The organism is Affinundibacterium seohonense, assembly GCF_014284305.1.
In the GTDB taxonomy this organism is placed as follows: domain Bacteria; phylum Pseudomonadota; class Gammaproteobacteria; order Burkholderiales; family Burkholderiaceae_D; genus Undibacterium; species Undibacterium seohonense.
Genome location: NZ_JACOFW010000004.1, coordinates 249,515 through 271,221, shown reverse-complemented (window position 1 = coordinate 271,221; position 21,707 = coordinate 249,515). Strand labels below are relative to the sequence as shown.

19 protein-coding genes and 1 pseudogene are annotated in these 21,707 nt (G+C 46.1%); 8 read left to right on the top strand and 12 right to left on the bottom strand.

Annotated features, from left to right (window positions below):
* Positions 1 to 8 precede the first annotated feature (8 nt).
* Positions 9 to 2,135: a DUF6311 domain-containing protein gene (locus H8K52_RS06015; RefSeq protein WP_186921981.1), complete on the bottom strand. Its 2,127-nt coding sequence runs from the start codon at positions 2,133 to 2,135 to the stop codon at positions 9 to 11.
* Positions 2,136 to 2,165: 30 nt separating this feature from the next.
* Entirely contained in the window at positions 2,166 to 2,621 is a 456-nt protein-coding gene (locus tag H8K52_RS06010; RefSeq protein ID WP_186921980.1) for an Lrp/AsnC family transcriptional regulator, read from the bottom strand.
* Between the two features lie 133 nt (positions 2,622 to 2,754).
* On the opposite strand from H8K52_RS06010, the gene lysA reads away from it, so the two are divergent.
* Entirely contained in the window at positions 2,755 to 4,005 is a 1,251-nt protein-coding gene (lysA, locus tag H8K52_RS06005) for a diaminopimelate decarboxylase (RefSeq protein WP_222613697.1), read from the top strand.
* Between the two features lie 136 nt (positions 4,006 to 4,141).
* On the opposite strand, the gene H8K52_RS06000 is transcribed toward lysA, so the two are convergent.
* Entirely contained in the window at positions 4,142 to 5,260 is a 1,119-nt protein-coding gene (locus H8K52_RS06000) for a hypothetical protein (RefSeq protein ID WP_186921978.1), read from the bottom strand.
* Positions 5,261 to 5,682: 422 nt separating this feature from the next.
* On the opposite strand from H8K52_RS06000, the gene H8K52_RS05995 reads away from it, so the two are divergent.
* Both H8K52_RS05995 and H8K52_RS05990 read left to right on the top strand, forming a co-directional pair.
* Positions 5,683 to 6,735, top strand: a complete 1,053-nt coding sequence (locus tag H8K52_RS05995) for a GSU2403 family nucleotidyltransferase fold protein (protein WP_186921977.1) — start codon at positions 5,683 to 5,685, stop codon at positions 6,733 to 6,735.
* Between the two features lie 52 nt (positions 6,736 to 6,787).
* Positions 6,788 to 7,255: pseudogene (locus H8K52_RS05990) on the top strand (diaminopimelate decarboxylase family protein); the annotation flags it as partial.
* A 59-nt stretch (positions 7,256 to 7,314) separates the two neighbouring features.
* Here the strand turns inward: H8K52_RS05990 and H8K52_RS05985 are convergent.
* From H8K52_RS05985 to H8K52_RS05970, 4 genes are all read right to left on the bottom strand, one after another.
* Positions 7,315 to 7,719 (bottom strand): hypothetical protein, encoded by a 405-nt coding sequence (locus H8K52_RS05985; protein ID WP_186921976.1) that lies wholly within the window; start codon positions 7,717 to 7,719, stop codon positions 7,315 to 7,317.
* A gap of 169 nt (positions 7,720 to 7,888) precedes the next feature.
* Positions 7,889 to 8,407: a hypothetical protein gene (locus H8K52_RS05980; protein WP_186921975.1), complete on the bottom strand. Its 519-nt coding sequence runs from the start codon at positions 8,405 to 8,407 to the stop codon at positions 7,889 to 7,891.
* Positions 8,408 to 8,452: 45 nt separating this feature from the next.
* Positions 8,453 to 8,935, bottom strand: a complete 483-nt coding sequence (locus H8K52_RS05975) for a hypothetical protein (protein WP_186921974.1) — start codon at positions 8,933 to 8,935, stop codon at positions 8,453 to 8,455.
* An 87-nt stretch (positions 8,936 to 9,022) separates the two neighbouring features.
* On the bottom strand, positions 9,023 to 9,655 hold the full coding sequence (locus tag H8K52_RS05970; RefSeq protein WP_186921973.1) for a hypothetical protein: 633 nt from the start codon (positions 9,653 to 9,655) through the stop codon (positions 9,023 to 9,025).
* A 440-nt stretch (positions 9,656 to 10,095) separates the two neighbouring features.
* Between H8K52_RS05970 and H8K52_RS05965 the strand changes: the two genes are divergently transcribed.
* From H8K52_RS05965 to H8K52_RS05950, 4 genes are all read left to right on the top strand, one after another.
* Positions 10,096 to 10,497 (top strand): BlaI/MecI/CopY family transcriptional regulator, encoded by a 402-nt coding sequence (locus tag H8K52_RS05965; RefSeq protein WP_186921972.1) that lies wholly within the window; start codon positions 10,096 to 10,098, stop codon positions 10,495 to 10,497.
* On the top strand, positions 10,494 to 12,416 hold the full coding sequence (locus H8K52_RS05960) for a M56 family metallopeptidase (RefSeq protein WP_186921971.1): 1,923 nt from the start codon (positions 10,494 to 10,496) through the stop codon (positions 12,414 to 12,416). Before H8K52_RS05965 ends, H8K52_RS05960 begins: the two co-directional genes overlap by 4 nt.
* A 238-nt stretch (positions 12,417 to 12,654) precedes the next feature.
* Positions 12,655 to 13,311: a hypothetical protein gene (locus H8K52_RS05955; protein WP_186921970.1), complete on the top strand. Its 657-nt coding sequence runs from the start codon at positions 12,655 to 12,657 to the stop codon at positions 13,309 to 13,311.
* A 360-nt stretch (positions 13,312 to 13,671) separates the two neighbouring features.
* Positions 13,672 to 14,478: a MipA/OmpV family protein gene (locus tag H8K52_RS05950; RefSeq protein WP_186921969.1), complete on the top strand. Its 807-nt coding sequence runs from the start codon at positions 13,672 to 13,674 to the stop codon at positions 14,476 to 14,478.
* Positions 14,479 to 14,726: 248 nt separating this feature from the next.
* Here H8K52_RS05950 and H8K52_RS05945 read toward each other — a convergent pair whose 3' ends face one another.
* The 3 genes from H8K52_RS05945 to H8K52_RS05935 all read right to left on the bottom strand — a co-directional run bounded on the left by H8K52_RS05945 (position 14,727) and on the right by H8K52_RS05935 (position 18,470).
* The gene (locus H8K52_RS05945) at positions 14,727 to 15,302 is read right to left on the bottom strand and encodes a lipid-binding SYLF domain-containing protein (protein WP_186921968.1); all 576 of its coding nucleotides are present in this window, start codon (positions 15,300 to 15,302) and stop codon (positions 14,727 to 14,729) included.
* A gap of 629 nt (positions 15,303 to 15,931) precedes the next feature.
* On the bottom strand, positions 15,932 to 17,218 hold the full coding sequence (locus tag H8K52_RS05940; RefSeq protein ID WP_186921967.1) for a TolB family protein: 1,287 nt from the start codon (positions 17,216 to 17,218) through the stop codon (positions 15,932 to 15,934).
* 478 nt (positions 17,219 to 17,696) lie between these two features.
* Positions 17,697 to 18,470, bottom strand: a complete 774-nt coding sequence (locus H8K52_RS05935) for a phytanoyl-CoA dioxygenase family protein (protein ID WP_186921966.1) — start codon at positions 18,468 to 18,470, stop codon at positions 17,697 to 17,699.
* A 162-nt stretch (positions 18,471 to 18,632) separates the two neighbouring features.
* Here H8K52_RS05935 and H8K52_RS05930 point away from each other — a divergent pair, with 162 nt between their 5' ends.
* Positions 18,633 to 19,277 carry a YcbK family protein gene (locus H8K52_RS05930; protein WP_186921965.1) on the top strand — a complete coding sequence of 215 codons (645 nt, stop codon included), beginning with the start codon at positions 18,633 to 18,635 and terminating at the stop codon, positions 19,275 to 19,277.
* 124 nt (positions 19,278 to 19,401) lie between these two features.
* On the opposite strand, the gene H8K52_RS05925 is transcribed toward H8K52_RS05930, so the two are convergent.
* Positions 19,402 to 19,677: a hypothetical protein gene (locus H8K52_RS05925; RefSeq protein WP_186921964.1), complete on the bottom strand. Its 276-nt coding sequence runs from the start codon at positions 19,675 to 19,677 to the stop codon at positions 19,402 to 19,404.
* A gap of 171 nt (positions 19,678 to 19,848) precedes the next feature.
* On the bottom strand, positions 19,849 to 21,681 hold the full coding sequence (locus tag H8K52_RS05920; protein WP_186921963.1) for a DUF885 domain-containing protein: 1,833 nt from the start codon (positions 21,679 to 21,681) through the stop codon (positions 19,849 to 19,851).
* Positions 21,682 to 21,707: the final 26 nt, after the last annotated feature.

Genomic DNA, 21,707 nt, shown 5'->3' with positions numbered 1-21,707 from the left:
TGAAATTTTCACTTATCCAATTTTCTTAAATGCAAAGCGTGGATAATGATCTTGCCTTGCCCGTTGAAAAAACTACGAAATTCGATCAACTGATTCGCGGTATCGGCAGATATCACTACAGGTACGCGCAAAGATTGCTTCACATTGTCAGTGCCGAATAATTTCCCTTGCGCCAAACGCAATCCGCCATCTTTTGTTGCTGGCAAAGTTACCCACACATCCCAATTCGCTTGTTCCGAAGTGGCAGCCAAATCAGCCTGATACGCAAACTCAAATTCGTAAGAACCTTGCTCCAAACGAACATAGGGGCCGTAATTGAGTACCCCAGCTTTGCCAGTCGAGCTCAAGACTTCACTAAGCTGACCAACCTGCGTTGGCAATTCCTTGCCGCTCCAATGTAGCTCATGTAATTGGTCTTGGAACGCGAGACCCAAATTTTGTGCGATCAAGCTTGCGCGCGTTTTCGCAGATCCACACACCAAATAACTCTGCCACTTCACACAAGCCTGCTGCGCTACTGCTTCCACGAAACCCTTAGGCGCATTCATCAGACTCTTTGTTGGCATCACATACAAAGCACTAGGAACAAAGTTTTGATCAAAGTAGGCTCGGTTCTTTTGACAATCAACTTTATCGCGGGCGATGTAACCTGTGTCTATGCGTTTCTGATATTGCGCTGCAAGTCGTTGGAAGAACCACACCATCTGTTCATTGGTCGGATCACAGGAAAAAGCCGGATACACATGCAAATCCTCCACTTGCTGCATCACCGGCTGCCATGCGACTAAATCACCTTTACTCGGTTCACCAGCGATTCGCGTCAAGCGTTTGCTAAAGTCACGCGTATCGACAAATTGCAAACCCAAGGCGAACAAGACCAAAGCTAACTTAGCTTTACTCATCGTCTGCATGACACCAGCCAGACTAATAAATAACAGTGTGTACGCCACTAACCAAAAAAAGCGACCACTACTTCGAAAACTGTCAGTGATTTTTCGTAAACTCTGCGGCACCGTATATTCAAACAACAAATGATCATTCCAATACACACGATTGGCAATCGCATAGAACGTTAAGGCCAACAGGAATAAGATAAACCATTGATATTGACGACATAAGGCCAGCACTTGTCCACGCGCCAAAAACACACTGATCGGCAGTAGCAAAAAGACGCCAAAACCCAGATAATTCAATCCTTCGTATTGCCCGGTAGTCGGATCGGCAAAATGATAAGCGGCGAATTGATGCGCACTCTCACTAGCAGCGCAAGAATAAAAATGACTGCCACAAAATGGTGAACTCAAGTTCATCGAATATTCGCCAAAACCAAAGCTCGTTGTATTTTGCCCGCCGTATCCCATGACGAAAAAAATGAAGGCAATCAACGCCACCGATATCATCAACAATTTCGAGCCAGAAGCCCAACGACGATGCAGCAAACCTTCTTCGATTAGGCTAAATAAAAACAGCGAGTACAACATTGCAAAGAAATAAGGATGGATCAACAAGCCCAATAAACTCAAAGTCAGCAAATACGTCTGCGCCCGATTCACCTCCATCGTCTCACGCCGTTTTTGAAAATACACCGCCAATCCAAACAGTAATAAACACTGCGTCATCAAAGCAGTATGCCCAAAGCGCCACATCAAAGCAGGCCACAAGCAGGCAAACACGCCAGCAACCACAGTAGCAAAAATCGAGCGAGCTCCAAGACTACGCATCAACACGCCCGCGGCTATCGCTTGTCCAATAAAAGCCAAAATATGCCACAGCGCGATGTAATGGAAATCCGCTGGCAACCAAGCGACAAAAGGCTTAAACAATAATGCCGCCAAAGGAATGCTGTCCATGAAAGCGATGTTCACGCCTTCAGGACTATTGATGCGAGTCGTGTGCAATAAAGGAAAACGCCAGCTGTCTTGGGCATAATACTGCCAGCCAGCGATATGCTGCGAGGCATCGATTTTTTCAAAAAATCCGCCCTGCCCTTGCCAAAAACTTAGCGGAAATAAAAACCCCAACATCAACACGCCGACCAGAAGCGCCGCCAATAAGCTCTGCCGAGCGCTCGCATCACGCGTCAGCCATGCTAGTCCATGTGTCGGTTGCGGAAGTTTGTCCAAACTTGTATTCATCGTTATCGCCTGCTTTGCTTGCTCATGTACTTATTTATCGTCCAGCCCAGGCACGGCGATCACTTTGCCTGCCACATGGGTCGTCAATACAATTGCTGTCGAGGTCGAACCGAAGGCATTGAGCGCATTAATGATCTGCTGTAAATGTTCAACATCCGTTGCCAGCACCTTCATGACCGCACCGTCTTCTCCCGTGACGGTGTAGCAATCAATGATTTCAGGACAATCGGCAACGTACTGCGCGTATGGGCGACCTTGCTGCGTCGACACTCGTATCATCGCGGTGATGTCGTACCCCAAAGCTTTGGGATTAATATCAGCACGATAGCCGCGAATGATGTTGCTGCTTTCCAAGCGCTTGATACGCTCGGATACGGCAGGCTGACTCAGATGGATTTGTCGGCCGATTTCCGCATGCGACATCCGCGCATCTTCTTGCAATAATTGCAGGATTTTCTTATCGAATTGATCGATTTTTTGATTCATAAGCAAAACCTCGTGATTTCATGGACTTCCAAGGTCAAAACCCCTTTTCACCTTTGGATGCCCATTTTGTTTTGGCATTGTACGCGCTACAGTGATGCATCTCAAATTGACTTTTTCTCCGGATTCCATCTCCATGACTAACGCCATCACCGCCCAACAAATTCAAACCATCGCCCAGACCTACCAAACACCTTGTTGGGCCTACGATGCGGCATTGATTCGTAGCCAAATTGCGCAATTGCGCCAGTTTGACGTGATCCGTTTTGCCCAGAAATCCTGTAGCAATATTCACATCTTGCGTTTGATGCGCGAACAAGGTGTTTTGGTCGACTCCGTATCGCTAGGCGAAGTCGAACGCGCGCTGGTTGCGGGTTTCGATCCAGCTGCCAATAGTGAACATGCGCCTATCGTCTTCACCGCCGACCTACTTGACCGTCATGCTCTGCAACGTGTGGTGGAATTGAAAATTCCCGTCAACTGCGGTTCACCACAAATGCTAGAGCAATTAGGACAAGCCAATCCAGGTCATCCAGTCTGGCTGCGCATCAACCCAGGTTTCGGTCATGGTCATAGCCGTAAAACAAATACCGGCGGCGAACAAAGCAAACACGGGATCTGGCACGAAGAGTTACCGCAAGCCTACGCGTTGATTCAACAATACGGTTTACAACTGGTCGGCTTGCACATGCACATCGGTTCTGGTGTCGATTACGATCATTTGCAAAGTGTGTGCGATGCGATGATAGCTCAAGTTAAAGCTTGCCCGCTCGATCTGCAAGCCATTTCCATTGGTGGTGGCTTATCCATTCCTTACCAAGCGGGCGAACCTGAAGTTGATACCGCCCATTATTTCGAGATCTGGGACAAAGCACGCAAGCAAATCGAGACGCATCTCGGTCACAGAATCAGTATGGAAATCGAACCAGGCCGCTTCTTGGTCGCACAATCAGGCATCCTGATTTCCGAACTACGCGCACAAAAACAAGTCGGCAGTAATTATTTCGTCTTCGTCGATGCCGGCTTTAATGATCTCGTACGTCCGTCGATGTACGGCAGCTACCACCACATTAGCGCTCACACTGCCGATGGCAATTTACGCACTGGCACATTACGACCTAGCGTGGTCGCCGGGCCATTGTGCGAGTCTGGTGATGTGTTCACCCAAGAAGAAGGTGGCGTGGTCACGCATCAAGATTTACCGGCGTGTGAAGTCGGCGACTTAGTCGTGTTCCACGACGCTGGTGCTTATGGCGCTAGCATGTCGTCGAATTACAATTCACGACCTTTGATTCCTGAGGTATTGGTCGACGGTGAGGAGTTGCGTTTGATTCGTCGTCGGCAGACGATACAGGAGTTGATGGGGTTGGAGATGATTGGCAATTAGTTTCAAGTGGTGTGAAAGAATAAAAATAGACTAGTGCCTATTTTTATACGTAAGTTGGGCTTACCAGCCCAACCTTGCTGCCACTCAATATCTTCGATGACGTGGCAGCTCCAGCAAATTAAAGCCTATTCCATTTTCACGTTGACTTTGTTGGTTGAGATTCGATCTTCTTCAAATATCGCCGATACGTTACACACTCTTTTTCGTCCTCAAGGAGTAAGCGCGAACGGTATTTGTTTCTGGACACCTCGTCGCCACGTAATGAGTAAAGCCACGTCGCATTAAACCAATTACTACAACGCCTAATAGCCTTCACTTCTTCTTCCACGATCATATCGAACTCACTTTGATTCATAGCACCGATAATCAATTTTCCAAACGCCCATGAGTCAGCCAGCTCGGTTTGCTTTTCCGGGCGCTGGTGCGTATCCGATGGCTGATTTGCAGGCACGCCGCGCGCGAGTTGAAAGAGATACTGCTCGTTCTCAAGCGCGTTTATATAGCACGACGTCCCAGCGTTTATAGTCGTACGAACCTTATTGGCGAGCCGGATACTCTGTTGAATCCAGAACAACTCATCACCTTCTGGGGTGTTCACCCCTTCGAAATAGACCAACTGCGCAATCGAAGCAGACGAAAATGATCCCGCACATCGAAAATCCACACCGGTCGCCGCGACTTTTTTGTGATAACGAACTGATTTTTCGATATCGATCTTCTGGCCATACTTGCCGTATCGCGCGCCCGACGCGACGACATTGGCGCAACCTGCATGTCCGAGGTCTGCGCACAATTCGAAATTTTTATTGGCTTGTATATCATCCTTCAAAAAGTTACTGCTAATACGCGCTGATAAATACATAAGATCCCTGACTGATGTACCTATCCTTTTTTTTATTTGTTCATCCGCCGATGCTGTCACGTCAAAGTCTTTAACGGTCTGAATCGCCAACCTTGAATCTATTGGCCGAGCATTTTCATAGTCAAATCCCAATAAACGCTCACCCAAGGATGCCCGAAGAAAGTGCGACCAAATACGTATTGGTTCATCTGCAAATTGATTTAACGCGATCTTTTTATCTAGTTGTTCATAAGTCACGCGCAGATTCGATTCAAATATGGTCTTATCATCGACTTTCTCGCTAAATACCAACTTGTGCGCGCGATTGAGAAACGCGAACTCGTCATCGTCGTTTTTGACGGTCGCGCACGCACTGAGGAACAGCAAAACCACCGAAATATAAATTGTTTTCAATTTAACCCTACTCCCTTAAAGCTATTCAGATCAAAGTCATCAAAGATACGAAGTTAACATCAATGCTTGACATTGCGTGGTACCTTGGCGCGCGCGAATTTAGCAAACAAAAATGACTTGTGCAAACATTTCAACGCCCCCAATGCGAAGTATTCCACATAGAATTCGTTATTACTAGTTTAAGTTTTACTACTCAAGTAATTTACACACCTATACCACTAGATAAACACCCATTGAATAAAATTGATGTGACAATATTGATGGAATCGAATATTGCGAAGGCGCGAGACACCCACTTTAAAATGCAAACTAGTCAAATTTCTTGCTACACAATATTAAGAAATATGTGGCAAAGATTAACGACACAAACTACCATTGCCACATATTTATAAATTTTATGTGGCAAGAAAGGGGTTTACAAAGTGAAGCAACTCTATTCGCCCTTTCAAGCGACCTATCACACTGAATTCGACAATCTTTCGCAGTGGGCGCAAACGCAGGAGATCATTCATATTGGTACGCCAGGGCGGATTGAAGACCGATTGCGAGGATCTGATACTTTTCTTTATCGTCGTTTTTACGATGCAAATGGCAAACCTTCAGAGAAATATATAGGTGGTCCGTCTGGAAATCCTGAAACGGAAAGTCTCCTTAGAATTGCCCGAGACAATATCCAAAGCGCAGAGATGGTCGTGCGAAGCATAAGAGAGCTTCGGAAGCTTGGTTTTGCCGTGATTGAAGACAAGGCTGGTGCCACATTAGCTGCACTACATAACCACAAACTTTTTGCAGCGGGACTCACCTTAATTGGAAGTCATGCCTACGGAGCAATTCTTAATAGGCTCGGGGTAAAGGCGCCGAGTTATTTGACAGAAGACATTGACGCAGTAAGTTCAAATCCATTGAATCTCGCGACGACACCGCAAATGAATCTGCTTGAAATCCTGCAAACTTCAGGACTGCCATTCATCAAGGCCAAAACAAGCTTAAAGCCTGGCGGCAAATCAGAAACCTATAAGCTACCAGGAAAAGAAAAACTCTTGGTAGATCTGCTAGTCAACGGATCGGACGCAGGAACACCCATTTTGATCCCAGAATTGAATGCCTATGCCCAGTCGGTACCTCACCTGGACTATTTGGTAGACGAAAAAATGGAATCCGTCATCTTAAGCAAAACCTACGCGGTTCCCGTCTATACGCCCCATCCTGCACGATTTGCTATTCACAAATTATTCTCAGCGCTTTCGCGTATCAATCAATCGGCAAAAAGTGATAAAGACATCCTGCAAGCAGCCACCGTGATATGCGCTATGGAGGATAAATATCCGGGGGATATTGAAGACGCCTTGATCGCGTTCCCTGATTCGGGAAAACCAATCATGTTGCAAGGTGCGAGAAGAGCTATGCCGTTCATAAAATCACATTCTGAACAATATGCCGACAGCTTGACCGGAGTAATTGCAGGCTTGAAATAAATTTCTTTGACATGTCATCTGAAAACTAGAGTCAAATAAAGCACACAAATCAATCGAACTAGGTAGCTTCTTGGTCGCACAATCAGGCATCCTGATTTCCGAACTACGCGCACAAAAACAAGCCGGCAGTAATTATTTCGTATTCGTCGATGCTGGTTTTAATGACCTCGTACGTCCGTCGATGTACGGCAGCTACCACCGCATTAGCGCTCACACTCCTGACGGAAATTTACGTACTGGCACATTACGTCCGAGCGTTGTTGCCGGTCCATTGTGCGAATCCGGTGATGTTTTTACCCAAGAAGAAGGTGGCGTGGTCACACATCAAGATTTACCAGCGTGCGAAGTTGGCGATTTAATTGTGTTCCATGATGCAGGTGCCTACGGCGCCAGCATGTCGTCGAACTACAATTCGCGCCCTTTGATTCCTGAGGTGTTGGTGGATGGTGAAGAGCTGCGTTTGATTCGTCGTCGGCAGACGATTCAGGAGTTGATGGGGTTGGAGATGATCGATCAGTAAATAGCTAGTTGGTGGTAACTAAGTCGAGAAAAAATGCGTGCATCCAAAGTTCATTGGGACTAGTGATCACGCAATTCTTTTGACCTTAACCAGCTGATTGCCGCATCTACATCCTTTGAGCGTTGATAGTGGGCGATTTTCGACGCTCTTTCGGCCAAAGGGCTGACCATCGATTCATGAAACTGAGTTGGGAGAATATCTGTAACGGCGACTAAACCATTTGCAACAGCATCTTCAAAAAATTTCCACCATAATTCAAGTGTCTCAGCAGTTGCTCCTTCCCAATTTCGCGCATCACTAATAAAACCCCACTTTTTGCCTTGACGCACACTCCAAAGAATTTGCGCTTGTGCATGCAGATTTGATGCGGCAACTTCGTTCCACATACCTTCGTAGACAGCAATCAAGATGTCGCCTTTCCATTGCAATGCGAATTGGCCATGCTGATTTGCTTGAAATGCCATGCAGAACTCCAAAATTTATAGTCAAATGAAGCGAGTTAACGCCATCCAATGAGCAATCTAAAACCTTATCGTAAATCTAAAGGCCAGTAAAAAGCGAAATCTGATGCCTTAAGTTTGACTTTTAGTGTAAATGCAACACAAGCTCTTTTTAACTCCCTACTTACAGTCATCATTCAAGCTTCAATATTGCACGAAGCGAGCCACCAATGTTTTTGTATTTAATGTCACGAATCCGTACACCTTTCGCCTCTTTAACGCCAACAAACTCTACACATCGCCGCGAGTCGCTTTGGTCAATAAAGCATGCTTCGACGGCGTGTTCTTTGATGAATTTTATTGAAAGATCCCGAGCAGAAGGATCTTGGGATGCAAACAGAATATCAAAATCAAGAAGACAGACGCCCCTTGTTTTCTTAGCACAGCGCTCATCCGTGGAGATGGCAATTGCTAGGTCATCCGTAAAAATTTTCTTAAGTTTCGCTTGAGGCTCTTGGCTTAAGGGAATCGCTGAATCTAATCTAGTCTCAACTCCAAATAAAACTGTCCAAGCATATTCTTTGTAGATCGATGCAACTAATTTTTCTAATGATGCATCGTTTTCGCCGCCATTGATGGATTTAGAATTTGCAGCACCAAACACAAAAAAAGAAATGACAATTGACGCAAAAATTTGACGAAAAAAACGCATACCAAACACTCCTTTACTGACAAAAACAGCCGCTAAAATTTTTTCCTACGCTTTAGCTGTATTCGCTCTTGCTCTCAAGAGCTTGTAAACATTAAATTCACCTCTTTCGATAGAGCTATCTCGCTTCTTCACGACCATATCGACTCGACCGCCAAAATTACATGCTTTGTCAAAATGTGGCTGAATAAAAGTGCGACTTCCTTGATAATTTTTGACTTTAAAGGCGGCACCCGAGGTACTCATCCCTTTCACATACAACAGATAGGTAACATTGAGTAATTCTACTTCTCCGCCATCGAACTTAATTTCTACCGGAAAGGAGTCACCACCATAGGTGCGCACTAGCAGTGTTTTATTTTCGACAGCTGCGTCGAGAATTGGGAAGAAAAACTGGTCTTGATATTCAGTTTTTTGAATAATCGCCTCCTCATTTTTCAATATTTCGACAATGACTTTTCCCTTATCACAGCCAAAACATGCCGACACTGGCAAAAAGCAAAACAATACTAAAAATAGGAATTTATTCATTTTATTGACCGACACCGAAAGAATCTAAACGAATCTAAACACTCAAGAACAAATTTACAATAATTATGTCGCCCCTCGTTCAACTTACTAGGCATACGTCAGCTCATATAGATGATCCATATCGCTTCGTTTCAGAGTGATCAAAACATCTCGTGCACCTAAAGACTTAATGCTGGCTGGTTCGACGCCAAATTGACGATATAGTCGGTAGTGTAATTTGGAAGTGTAGATGTAGGTGGTTTGAATTTGTATGTCGTGGAGTATGAGTTCTGCGGCTTGATGAATCAACTCCCGACATAAATTTTTAACGTCAGTTTCTTTGACCACTGTGAGCCTGACAATTTCTGCGGAAGCTTCACTTGATGGACGCGACAGCTGCCCATTTAGTGACTTTTCAAAAGGTAGCGGCTCATTTTCATGCCTCGAAAATACCACGCTAATGCCCCCGTTAAATTCCGACTTGGATCGAATTCCATTTGTCGTGTTCACAATAAGTTTTGTGCGAGAAGTGAGTTCTCTACTTGAACGTATGAAACCGCTTATCTCGTCAGGAGAAAGCGACAATCGCTTAGCGTAGATCTCTGCTACAAAATTCCAATATTTTTCAGGAACGTCACGCAAATATTGGTCTCTGACCATATCAATGTATGCAAGGTCGATATGCGTGAAATTACCTAAATCCAGCGTCTGAATTTGCTTGGTGTAAGCAGGCGCGTTCAAATACACATCTAAAGAATTAACGTCTTTTTTGGTGAAATGCCTGATGCTCTCAAGGATGCTGGTTGAGAATCTATTGTTACTTGCTTGAACCGATCTCGTCAGCCTATCAATAGGGACATTTAGTATCCAGGGAGACGACTCCTCCACGCAACGATGGGAATCTATACGCACATTAAGCCCCAATAAACGTAAATTGTTAACTACTTAAATTTACTTTACTAAATAGTTATTTAATGCACCGATTAGACTCGTTTATGCCGCTTTAATCTTGGGTTTCAAACTCGATGAAACTTGTCGTAGAACAGCACCATTCCTTTATTCCCTGCTCTTTCGGTCGTCCTCGAAATACGGAAAAATGGCCAAAAGCACATATAGAAAAAAAGTTCTAGAAATTTTATTCTAGATGGTATATGCTTCACTCCATCGAATAGGAGTCCTGCATGTCATCATCAAAAAACATCCCCATATCCACGCAAACTCGTAAGCCGACCAAAGCAGAATTAATGCTACTGGGTGTCTTGTGGCAACACGGTCCTGCTACCGCCAAGCAGGTGTTTGAGCATGCACAGAAACAGCGTCCTGAAGTGAATCAAGCGACGGTATTGCGCCAATTGCAAATCATGCATAGCGATGGTTTGCTGACACGCGATGAGAGTGCCCGTTCGCATGTCTATGCGGCGGCGCAGGCACAGGAGAAATTGCAAACCAACCTGCTCAAAGACTTTATTCAACGCGCTTTTTCCGGTTCCGGCAAAGAGCTGATCATGGCGGCCTTGAAGGAACATGTGTCGGACAAAGACCGTGCCGAAATCCAAGAATTTTTACATGGAGATAAAAAATGATTTCTCATTTGATGCAATCGATCTCCAATTGGATCCCGCTCTTTGGTATGGCCCTGCTGCATTTCTTATGGGAAGGATTATTAATTGGCGCTCTCGCTGCCATAGGTTTCTTTATCTTGCGTAATGCCAAGGCGCAGTCTCGCTATTTGCTCGGTTGTTTCGCTCTGATATTGTGTGTCGCGATGCCGATATCGTATGTATTTCAGGCCTCAGGCCCTAGCTCAACGCCAACTCTTGTGAATGCGGGTAGTGCGACTGTGGAAAACGATGATGCTCCAAGTTTACTCGTTCAAAACAGCGTTGACCCCACCTCGTTTTCCTCACAATTTCTCTCACAATTGGATAGCAACGCAAGAAGTCACGTGTCTCTGATTGTGTCGGTCTGGGCAGTTGGCGTGGCCTTGATGGCCTTGCGCATGGGCTTAGGCTTGCTATGGGTGCGAGCACGCGTGAATCACGGCGCGCAGCATAGCAATCCCCATTGGCAAGAGAAGATCTGCAATATGGCGCTGCGCTTAGGAATTACTCGCCAGATTCGCGTAGGGGTATCGAATGAAATTGAATCACCCGTCACAGCAGGTTGGTGGCAGCCTATGGTAATCGTACCAGCGGCGCTGATCACTGGTATGGCACCCAATTTATTAGAAGCTTTATTGGCGCATGAATTGGCGCACGTAAAGCGTATGGATTACTTGGTCAATTTGTTGCAAAGCGCGATTGAAATCGTCTTGTTCTATCACCCTGTTGTGTGGTGGTTGTCCAAGCAGATTCGTATCGAACGCGAGCAAATTGCCGACGATTTAGCCGCAGGATTGTTAGGCGAACCGCGGCGCCTGGCGCTTGCATTATCCGAGCTGGAGCAGTTCCAGTTCATTAACCCCCACATTGCCCAAGCGGCGCATGGAGGAAATCTTATGTCACGCATCAAACGTTTAATTCACCCTGAATCTTCAACCAAACCACTTAGCTGGAAAATGCTGGTTCCTTTAGCAGGGCTCAGCACAGCCTGTGCAGTTTTATTTGCGCAGGTTGGTGTAGTCAATGCACAACCTACACCTGTTCCAACGCTAGAAAATATGTCGGCCTCGGCGCCTACTTTACTTGCCATGGGCAACAGCACCCACGCAGAAAAAGTCGACAAGACTAGTCAATCTGAACGTAAAAATACTTCACGCTCCAATTCTTATGTCTTGATCAAAGCGAATACAAGGGAAGACATCGATGTCACAACCAACTCCGGTTACAACGACAAAGAAATCAAGCTACTAGGAATGCGCAGTAAAGAAGACACCTTGTGGTTCCGAGAAAATGGTAAGTCGTATGCGATTCGCGATAAAACTACGATCGCCCAAGTTAAGGAAGCCTACAAACCTATGGAAGAGCTTGGTCAACAAATGGAAGCACACGGTAAGAAGATGGAAAGCCAAGGCAAGATCATGGAAGAAATAGGCAAACAAATGGAGGAGGTGCAAAAGGTCGCCTACAAGACCGATACCGTAGTCGAAAAAAAGTTTGCCGAGAAGATGCGTCAACACGAAAAGAAGATGGCAGAATTCGAAAGGAAGATGGAGAAAGCAGCAGCTAAATTAGAGAGGGCCAATAGCAGCACAGAACGTGCCGATGCTCACAAATCGATAGCGGAAACTCAAGCGATGCTGCAAGAAGTCACGGCAGCTATTTCTAAAGAAACTGCCGCATACAGCGCCGAACATGTGAAGCACGCGGAATCGTTAAAACCACTCGAGGATCTAGGCAAAAAAATGAACGCAGCCGGAGAACCGATGAATGAGCTTGGCAAGCAAATGAATCGGCTGGGTGAGCAAATGAATGCCTTAGCTAAACAAGCTGAGAAGCAAGTAAAATCAATTATTCAAGCGGCCAAAGAGAAAGGCTTGGCGGCACAAGAAGACCGAGGTTAAACATGTAGTTAAACCGTCGTCTTGTCATGACCAGTGGTGAGTGGCAAACCCAGAATCGAGGCCATGCCCTCACCCACCGAAACTGTCGACGCGGATCTTCTCGTCCAATAGAGCTCAGATGATGTGAGTGATCCCACCTCAGAACATGCAAGCAAAAACCTGCACTAAATTTTTTTCCTTGCATTCCACAAGCGAATAATCTACATTCACTGCCATATGAATCCATGGACAATTATTTATGCAAAAATATCTATACAGCCTTCTGTTTTTTATCACCACCACCTTTTGCAACAATGCACTTGGCGCGAATGATGTGGTCGATCCCGTGTGGGAGAAAGCCGTCGCACAATTCAAGCAAAACAATAAATGGGTGGCTAAAAATATTGAGCAGGTGGTACTTGAAACACCGAAAGGCGAGCCGACCAAAAAAATCATCGTGCACAAACAATTCGCCCGCATGGAAAAAGCCAAACCTGTCTACACGGTATTAGATGTCACTCCGCCACTGAGCGATCCTAAAGACGCCGACCAAAATGTCGATTTCGGCGCTATGTTTTTGCCTTTGGAATCGACAATGTTCGGGGATAACGCGGCAATAAAACGCATAGGTTCGCAAGTATTAAACGGCAAAACTTTAGCAGTTTTTGAATTCTCCAATAAGGGCCTAAACGTCAAACTATGGATCGATCCCGACACAGGAGAACGCCATCAGCGCGTGTTTCAAGGGGCAATGCCGTTTGTCATGTCAGGCGTCATTACTACGAGCTACAGCACTGGTGCAGGTTCGCGCAATTTACCTAAGAATGCCATCACGAAGGTTTCTGTATCGATCCCATTTCAAAAAGCAGAAGTCGAGATCAAAGATACCTATTCGAACTGGATTGAACTGCCTTAGTTTTTCACGCATGAGTTATGAACCGTTCCATGCACGCTGCTCACATAACAGCGTGCGGGCGATGATACAAACAAGTTTTAGCACTATCTACTTCAATATCGCCATACGGCTGCACTGAAAACATCTCTGAGTAGCGCTCACACTGACCTCCAAGTCGCACCATAAAGCCTAACAATTCACGCCATTTTTAGGTGTATTGACGGCACCACCAAATCCTTTCGTCTCATTTCCAATGTGGTTTATATAAGCGTTTTTTACACTTCGGGCTGCCAATCAGATCGTGTGGTCATACCTTGACAAACTTCACGCTCTGCTTGTGCAACCAGAATCTCAATTCACTTTCTATCATTAGGAAAATACATGCGAAATCACACTCTTAAATTTGTCTCCATCATGGCTGGCATCATGCTGTACGGTCTACATTCTCATACGTATGCGCAAATGTTCAACGCAGTTCAACTGCATGCAGCACCACCCGGTAGAGATGGTGGCCTAGCAGGTATCGCGGCACTGACGATGCCGCAATATCAAGGCGCTAAAGAAACCAGAAAATTGATTGTGCCTGTCCTTGATTATCAGTGGGCAAATGGCTGGTTCGCTGGCGCTTCGAATGGAATAGGCTACAATTTTTCCAAAAATGCGTCGCTAGATTTTGGTGCACGACTGACTGCTGATATTGGTCGTAAAGAAAGTCGTTCAACAGCGCTACGCGGTATGGGCGAGATCAAGGAGAAAGCTGAACTCGGTGCGTTCTTTAACGTGAATCCGAATCACAATATCAGTCTGACGAGCTCAGCCCGCTATGGATCTGGTGGCGATAGTAAAGGCTTCGTCGTGGATCTTGGCATCAGCTTAGTGGAAATGCCAAACGCCAAATTGCGGGTGGGTGCAGGTGCGGGTGTAAGTCTAGCAAATCAGAATTACATGCAGTCATTTTTTGGCGTGACAAAATTGCAGGCACAGCGAAGTCAACATGCAGAATTCAAACCCAAAGCAGGTTTGCGCGATACCCATATCACGGCATTTATATCGTATATGGTTAACCCGCGTTCAGCACTGACTTTACTGGTCTCTAGTGATCGTTTGACGGGTGATGCGAAACTGAGTCCAATAAGCAAAACGATCCGTAGTAACTCTGGCGTGCTAGCCTTAAGCTATCATTTTTGACCACTTATTTTCTTCATATCCCTAAGTCTGCATGAATGCAGACTTAGCTCAGGCTTAGTGCAAATCAAGGCGAGCTGATCGAACGCATTTCTGGCAAAGGCGAATCGTCAGCGGCACGATAGGAGCACACCATGAAAAATTTAGTTGATATAGCTATGCCCAGACCAGATCTATTTTCTGGTCTGGACGATTGACAATGCGTGTGCTCTACTACCTTGCGGCGTCTTAGCTGAGATATCGTCTTAGGTCTAGTTTAGCTCAGCGTCTTTGTAAAACTTAGTCCCTTTCACGGTCGCTTGCAGTGCTAGACCAGCTTCCGTGATCTGATAAATTGTCATGCCACCGATCGCGACTTCACCACCTACTGCGCCGCCTTTATCTCCAGCTTTCGCTGCTGCATCCGCATGGGCGCCAAACTCCCAGCCCGAATTCACAAATTGTTCAAACGCTTCTTTGGTATGGAAAACAAAGATGGTACGAACATCTTTAACGCCAGCGCCTAAGCCAACACCAGCTTCCGCCATACGCATATAAATTTGACTGCCGTTGCGATCTTTGGCAACCCCATATCCACCACTAAAGCTAGCGATGAGCAAATTGACATTGGCGGTACTAAAAACAGCTGTACCATACGAGGCAGCAATTTTGGCTTTGGCGTCAGCACGTGTCTTATATAAAGTCGTCAATGCATTGTCGCGCATAGTTTGCACTGCTTGACGTTTTTCGGTTGGTGTATTGCCTTGCGTTGTCGCGCAACCAGCGAGCAGCCCCCAGCTAAGTAGAGCCACAAATAGTGAACGATAGAACGAAGTTGATGTGCGCATGGAATACTTTCTTGGTTAGGCGTTGGTCGAAGTTGGCAAGTCGGTGTATATCACAGCCTCGCTGACTGAGTGTACACGAATTCGATTTTACCTAGCAGATTTGTGCTTAGCAGGTGCTCAAAATCAATGCGTGAGGAAAGCATGATTTAGTAAGTCACCGCTTCGTCTTGATGACATACACAACATTAATCGATAGAGGATACGATCGCTAGTCCCGGTTTGCCCGCTTATTCATAGCTACAAAAAAATCAGAACTCTCCATTCACGCCTCGATGGGTTGGACGCTAATGGACTCCCACTGACTTAGTAGGTGGGGGACAACGCTATTCTCAATATTACAGCTGAAAAGGCAATGCCTTGTGCGTCCCAAAGTTGGACATATTTTGTTTAAACGAACTTCTTTGTTGTCGTTTCAAGAGCAGTTAACCATGTTGTTATGAGTGAGGCAATCTGAGTCCTCGTTTGATAGATCCACAAACAAAATCAGAGACTTTCTCTCCTAATGTTAGCCCTATACTCAAATACCCATATTCATAAGTCCTGATTCATAGCTCAGCTTGACTGTGCGTCTAAATGCAGATGAAAAATCTTCACCAGCATCACCCATTCAACAACCAACACCACTCACCTCAAACCGCAGCAACCACCAATTCCTCAATCAAATCGGTACGCATAATCAAACTTGCTGGCTTTCCTGGTTCCAGCAAAAAAGCGCCGCGACCATTGGAGTACACGATGCTGCCATCTGCGCGAATATCGTAGTCAACGACGTTGGTGGCAAGCACTTGCTCTTGGCCTTGGCGATCACGCGAGATTAATTGCCATGCGCTGGGGACGAGTGAAGGGACGCCTTGCACCGTGCCTGCGTTGCGCAGGGCTTTTTCTGCATCGATACGTTTGCCTTTGAGCATGATCTCTTTGAGGTCTGCCTTAACTGCGGGACCAGAGGCGCTGGTCAATGGTTTGCGGCTGTACATCAATGAGAAAAAATTCAGGTAATGAAATACCGCTCGCAATAAGCGAAAAGGGAATAACAAGGTGTCTAACAACACACCACCCATGTCACTCTTTTGTCCTTCGTAGGGTCGGCGAATAAAATGCAAATTTCCTCTTGGGCAAACGCGTGGGTGCAAAAAGTCGAATTGTGGATCGTCCAATACCGGCGTGACCTTACTCGATTTCATGTCCAACATTTGTATGCATGCATTGCCGACTGCAGCGATATAACCGCTTGGTGCTCGTGCTATGCCAGCTGATTGATATAAGATTTGGGTTGGCGAACCTGGTATCCACGCAGGCGCGCTATCGAACGTATCACCGCCAGTTAATAATTGAAATTGGCCGCCGTCGCGATGGATCATGGCGATATTGGTCGAGCCATCTTTACTGGTCGAGGTACACAGAATGTTGTCGCTCGCCGCATCTAAATTCAGATCGCTGAGAGCCAAGTTTTGCTTATGCAGAATGCGCTTTTCTTCGCCTGTTTGCAGGTCCATCGAAAATAAGCCGCCCATCAAGTCGTCTTTGAGAAAATAGAGCATTTGCTTCGCTTCGATCAATTGCATGGAAGTCGCCATGATTTGCGCGAAGTCTTTATCAAACTGTCGCATACCACCATTCGCAGAGACACTAAAGCTAGTGTTTTCTTTCCAAGCGTGCCGTTCTTTTTGGCGCTCCATTTTGTCCATCATCTCTTGCACATAGGGACTTTGCACCTGTTCGATAACCGCATGGGCGTCTTTGTAAAAGAGCTTACCATTGGCGAGATAGGCAATGGAAATCGACGTATCACTGCCCCACGGGCTCTGAGGATTGCTAGGGGAAAGCACAGAGGAATTGGCCGCCGCTTGTTTGTTCATTTGTTTGATGACGAGCACCAAAACGGCGATCACAACGAGGATGAGAACGAGATGCACAACGCTTCTCCTGAGATTAGTAAAAACACATTCTCTCACGTTGTGGGGATTTGGAGAACAGCTGTAATAGCGGCTCGATGCAAGAGCGAATTACCCCAACTAGCGACTAAGTGAAATTCGGTCAGGCTAGGATCATGCTTACACAGGCGCAAGACGGTGGGGACAAAATGCAAAGCAACCAAAAACAACACACCAAATGAAGATAGACCTGTGTCAATGCCTAATTACTGCTCCCAAATTCCGAATAAGAAGACAAGCTGATTTTGTGCCTGTCCCTCAAGACTCGCTTATTAGGATAGACGGCACTTTCAGGTGAAAGTCGCTGACAAATTTGAGAAAGTTCACTTTGCTGCCAAGCCAAGTTTGACCTCGCTCACACACGTTCCAACGTGGTCGAGATGGGACTCTCGATTCCTATCGTTGCATCGCTTTGGCTGCCGTCGATATTACTGAACAAACCTCGATCAATACCCAAGCCCTAGTCAGCCTGTTCCTCGGTGACTAAAAGGATTTCAGGCAAGCTAGCCGAACGAGTTTCTGGCAAAGGCGGATTGTCTGCGGCACGATAGGTGTACACCATGGAAAATTTAGTTTGGGTGGTTTGATTGCAACCGGCTGCATGAAACAGATTGCTGGAAAATAGCAAAACGTCGCCCTGCTTTAGTGGCACTGCACAAGCTTCGGCAAGGAGACTTTGATTCGCAGCGACGTCGGCACGCAAGAATTGAGCGCTGTCGAGTTGTTCTGGTTCGATCTGCCATTGATGTGATTGCGGTAGGACTAACAGACAACCGTTTTCAACTTTTTCATCCCGAAGTGCCAGCCATACACTGATTAATTCTGGCTTTTGAAAATGCCAATAACGGCTATCTCGATGCCATCCCGTTAGACTAGAAAACCTCGCTTGTTTGGTCATGATGCAATTATGATGGACTTGCGACATGCATACGCCAGTCCCCAGCAATTGCGTCAATACGCCAGTCAGTTTTGGCTGCGTCGCCCAATCCGCCAACAAACTTGACCGTGCATAGGCTTGCAATAAACGTCGTGCTGTTTGCCCTCCTTCAGCATCTCGTGAAATTGGTGCGCCGGGATAACGGGTATCGGCTTCGTACTCGATCGGTAGCACCACACTATCGAGCTGTTGCTGAGCAAACGCCAGCACTTGCTGGCAATATTCTGGCGTACTAAAAGCAGACAACACCAAAAAACCTTGCTGCTGAAATTGATTGATTTGCGCGGGAGTTAACATGGGCGTAGTGAAGTGAAACTCAAAGTCACATTATAGTAGTAAGTTGAAATCCGGTTTTGTTGAATATCGTTGCACTTTCATCGAAAGAAACTAGAGCAGAACGTACGCAAGCAGACAGATACCCGTTAGAATTTCTTATCTTCGTTTTCCCCAATTCCTATCATGCAAAATCGCCGCCAGTTCCTGAAAAAGTCGCTACTACTAACTGCCACCGGTCTATATATAGGTAGCCGTCCATTGGTGAGCTTGGCACAAGATAGCGAGAACAAAACGGGCAAACTGACGCCACCGCCGGATCTCTTTGATGCGCAGGTTTTAGATATCGATTTTTGGCTCAAGCCACGCACCTTGGATTTAATTCGCCCAGCCAGCGGAGAGCGAATCAAGCTTTTATATTGGAAAGATGGCGAGATGGTGGAATCTGCTTATCAACAGTTCTGCCATATCCTGCGCGACGTCAATGGAAAACGCAGTGCGCCTATCGATCCAAAATTACTGGAAACATTATGGGCAACTCAGGCATTCATTGCCCGCTTTGGCATGACGAAGCCGCTGGAAGTCTTGTCGGGTTATCGCACCCCAGAATCGAATCAACGCTTGCGTGAAGAAGGCATTCCGGCAGCCCGCAAATCTTTGCATTTAGAGGGACGAGCGGCCGACATTCGCATCGGTGATTTACATGAAGAAGTCTTGGGTGAGTTAATACAGAGTTTCAAACAAGGTGGCGTAGGGTTTTATTTCCGCGCGAGCGCCAAAGGTGGCTGGATACACACGGATACTGGCCTGCAAAGAGCTTGGAAGGGTTAACAATCGTTGTCACGACGCGTCTCCGAAAGCCTGCGCCGCAGCGATTTACTGAATCCATATGCGTTGACACATACACTGTGATTCGGACGCTGTGATTCCGACGCGGTGATTCGGACGCTGTGATTCAGCGTTTTTTGCGACTACGATCTGCCGATTCACGCAAGATGGTGAAATTCCAATCGTGTTCATTGGTGATGCCATTATGTTCGGTAGTGATGCGAAACATTTCTGGCTCTGACTTTAAGCGCTGCCCTTTGGCTTCCAGTTTGATGTTTAAGTCGTTTCTATCATAAACATCGAGCTGGACTTCCGTTCCATCTATCGCCCCCTGAGACAGTAAAGACGCAATCGTCTTTGGCGTGTATTCGAGCATATAAACCGGCATCGCAAAGGCACCCATAACAGCTCCTTATGATTAGACCACGAACGCGATCTGAAGCTTTTGATTCTACTCGCGCCAATTACGTGCGGGCAATCTATTTCCATACTGAAAATTAAAAACGGGTGACAAAACCACATAGTCTTGTCACCCGTCCAACTATCTTACATTTGTTCTTTTGCTACTTTTCTGCTATTTCTTTGCTGCAACCCAAGTCTTAATTCGACTTTCCAAAACATCGAGTGGCAAAGCACCGGCGCCTAAGATCTCGTCGTGAAATTCTTTCAAACTAAACCGACTTCCCAAGGTCTTGCTTGCATAATCGCGCAATTCTAAGATCTTTAACTGACCGATCTTGTAACCCAATGCCTGACCTGGCCAAACGATATAGCGGTCAGTTTCACTCTGAATTTCGACTTCTTCGATACCAGAATGATTACGGAAGAAATCGACGACCTGCTGCCTGTCCCATTTTTTATAGTGCAAACCAGTATCCACCACTAGGCGAATCGCACGCAGCATCTCGTCTTGCAAATGACCATAGAAATTGTATGGATCATTAAAGAAACCGAGTTCACGTCCCAAGCGCTCAGAATACAGTGCCCACCCTTCTACATAAGCATTGTTGCCGCCTTGCTGGCGATAAGCAGGCAAGCCTTCCAACTCTTGGGCAATCGCGATTTGCATATGATGTCCGGGCACGCCTTCGTGCAAAGCGGTCGTCTCTATCGACAAGGTCATGCGATTGGCAAAGTCGCCGGTATTGACCATCACATGACCGGGACGTGAGCCATCGGCTGCACCCGGGTTATAGGACGCACCCGCAGCTTCTTTTTCACGGAACTCCTCAACCGCCATTATCTTGACTTTGGCCTTTGGTAAACGACCGAATAATTCAGGAATTTTGGCGTACATTTGATCGGTGTACTTGCTATACAAATCGAGAATTTCCTGACGTGATTTTGGATGTAAATCAGGATTTTTCTCCATCGAGGCATTGAAGGATTTGAGATCAGCAAAACCCAATTTCTTGGCGACTTCTAACATCTGTCCTTCAATACGCGCGACCTCACGTAAACCGATTTGATGAATGTCTTCGGGCGTCTTGTTGGTGGTCGTTTGCGTTTTTACCTGCAATTTATAGCGCGCTGCGCCATCTGGTAAAGCCCATAAACCCACATCTTTACGGCCATACGGCGCATAGTCAGTACGTACAAAATTCGCGAAATTTTGATAGGCTGGAATGACTTTGGTTTTAATCGCGTCCAGAACGGCGGCTTTCAGACGTTGCTGATCTGCTTCTAAAATGTCCGCAGGAAATTGCGCGACGGGTTTTGCGAAAGGCGAAGTCTCCATACTCATCGCAACGATGTCTTCACATTGTCTGGCGATTTTCGGTAGCAAAAATTGCGGCGGCATAATTTTATTCTTCACACCCAAACGCATTTGCGTGATGGTTTGTTCGAACAGCGCTGGCAACTTATGCAAACGCGCAATGTAATCTTCATAGTCTTTCACGCTGGAAAAACTCAGCATACTGACTAACTCGGGAGTATCGAGGTGCAAACCAGAATTTTGCAGCACTGGCATTTGCCAATTTTTAAAACGTGCGCCTTCTAATTCTTCTTGTAACTGACGCACCATCAAGTCTTTGTTCAGCTTTTGCTGCACATCAAATCCCTTGGTATCGATGGCTTGGAAGCGCTTCAGGAACTCACGACTTTTCTTCAAATTCGTATCAATCGCACTTTGTGAGAAGTCGCGTAGTTGATCATTGAAGCGCTTGTCACCTAACATCGACGCATATTCCGGATTCGTGCGTAAACCGTATTCCCATTGTTCGGCGAGTAATTGATCTAAAGCCTGGAGTCGCGCTGCCAGTGACGAGGCTTGGCGATCGCTCTTTTCTGCAGAGATAGCTGAACTTGTGGTGGAAAATTGGGCAGCAATTGCCAATACTGGTGCTGTTAATACGCCTAAGCCTATTAGTAATCCATTCAAATGCTTAATCGCAAATGTCTTCATGTTTTTCCCCTATTATCGTTTATCTT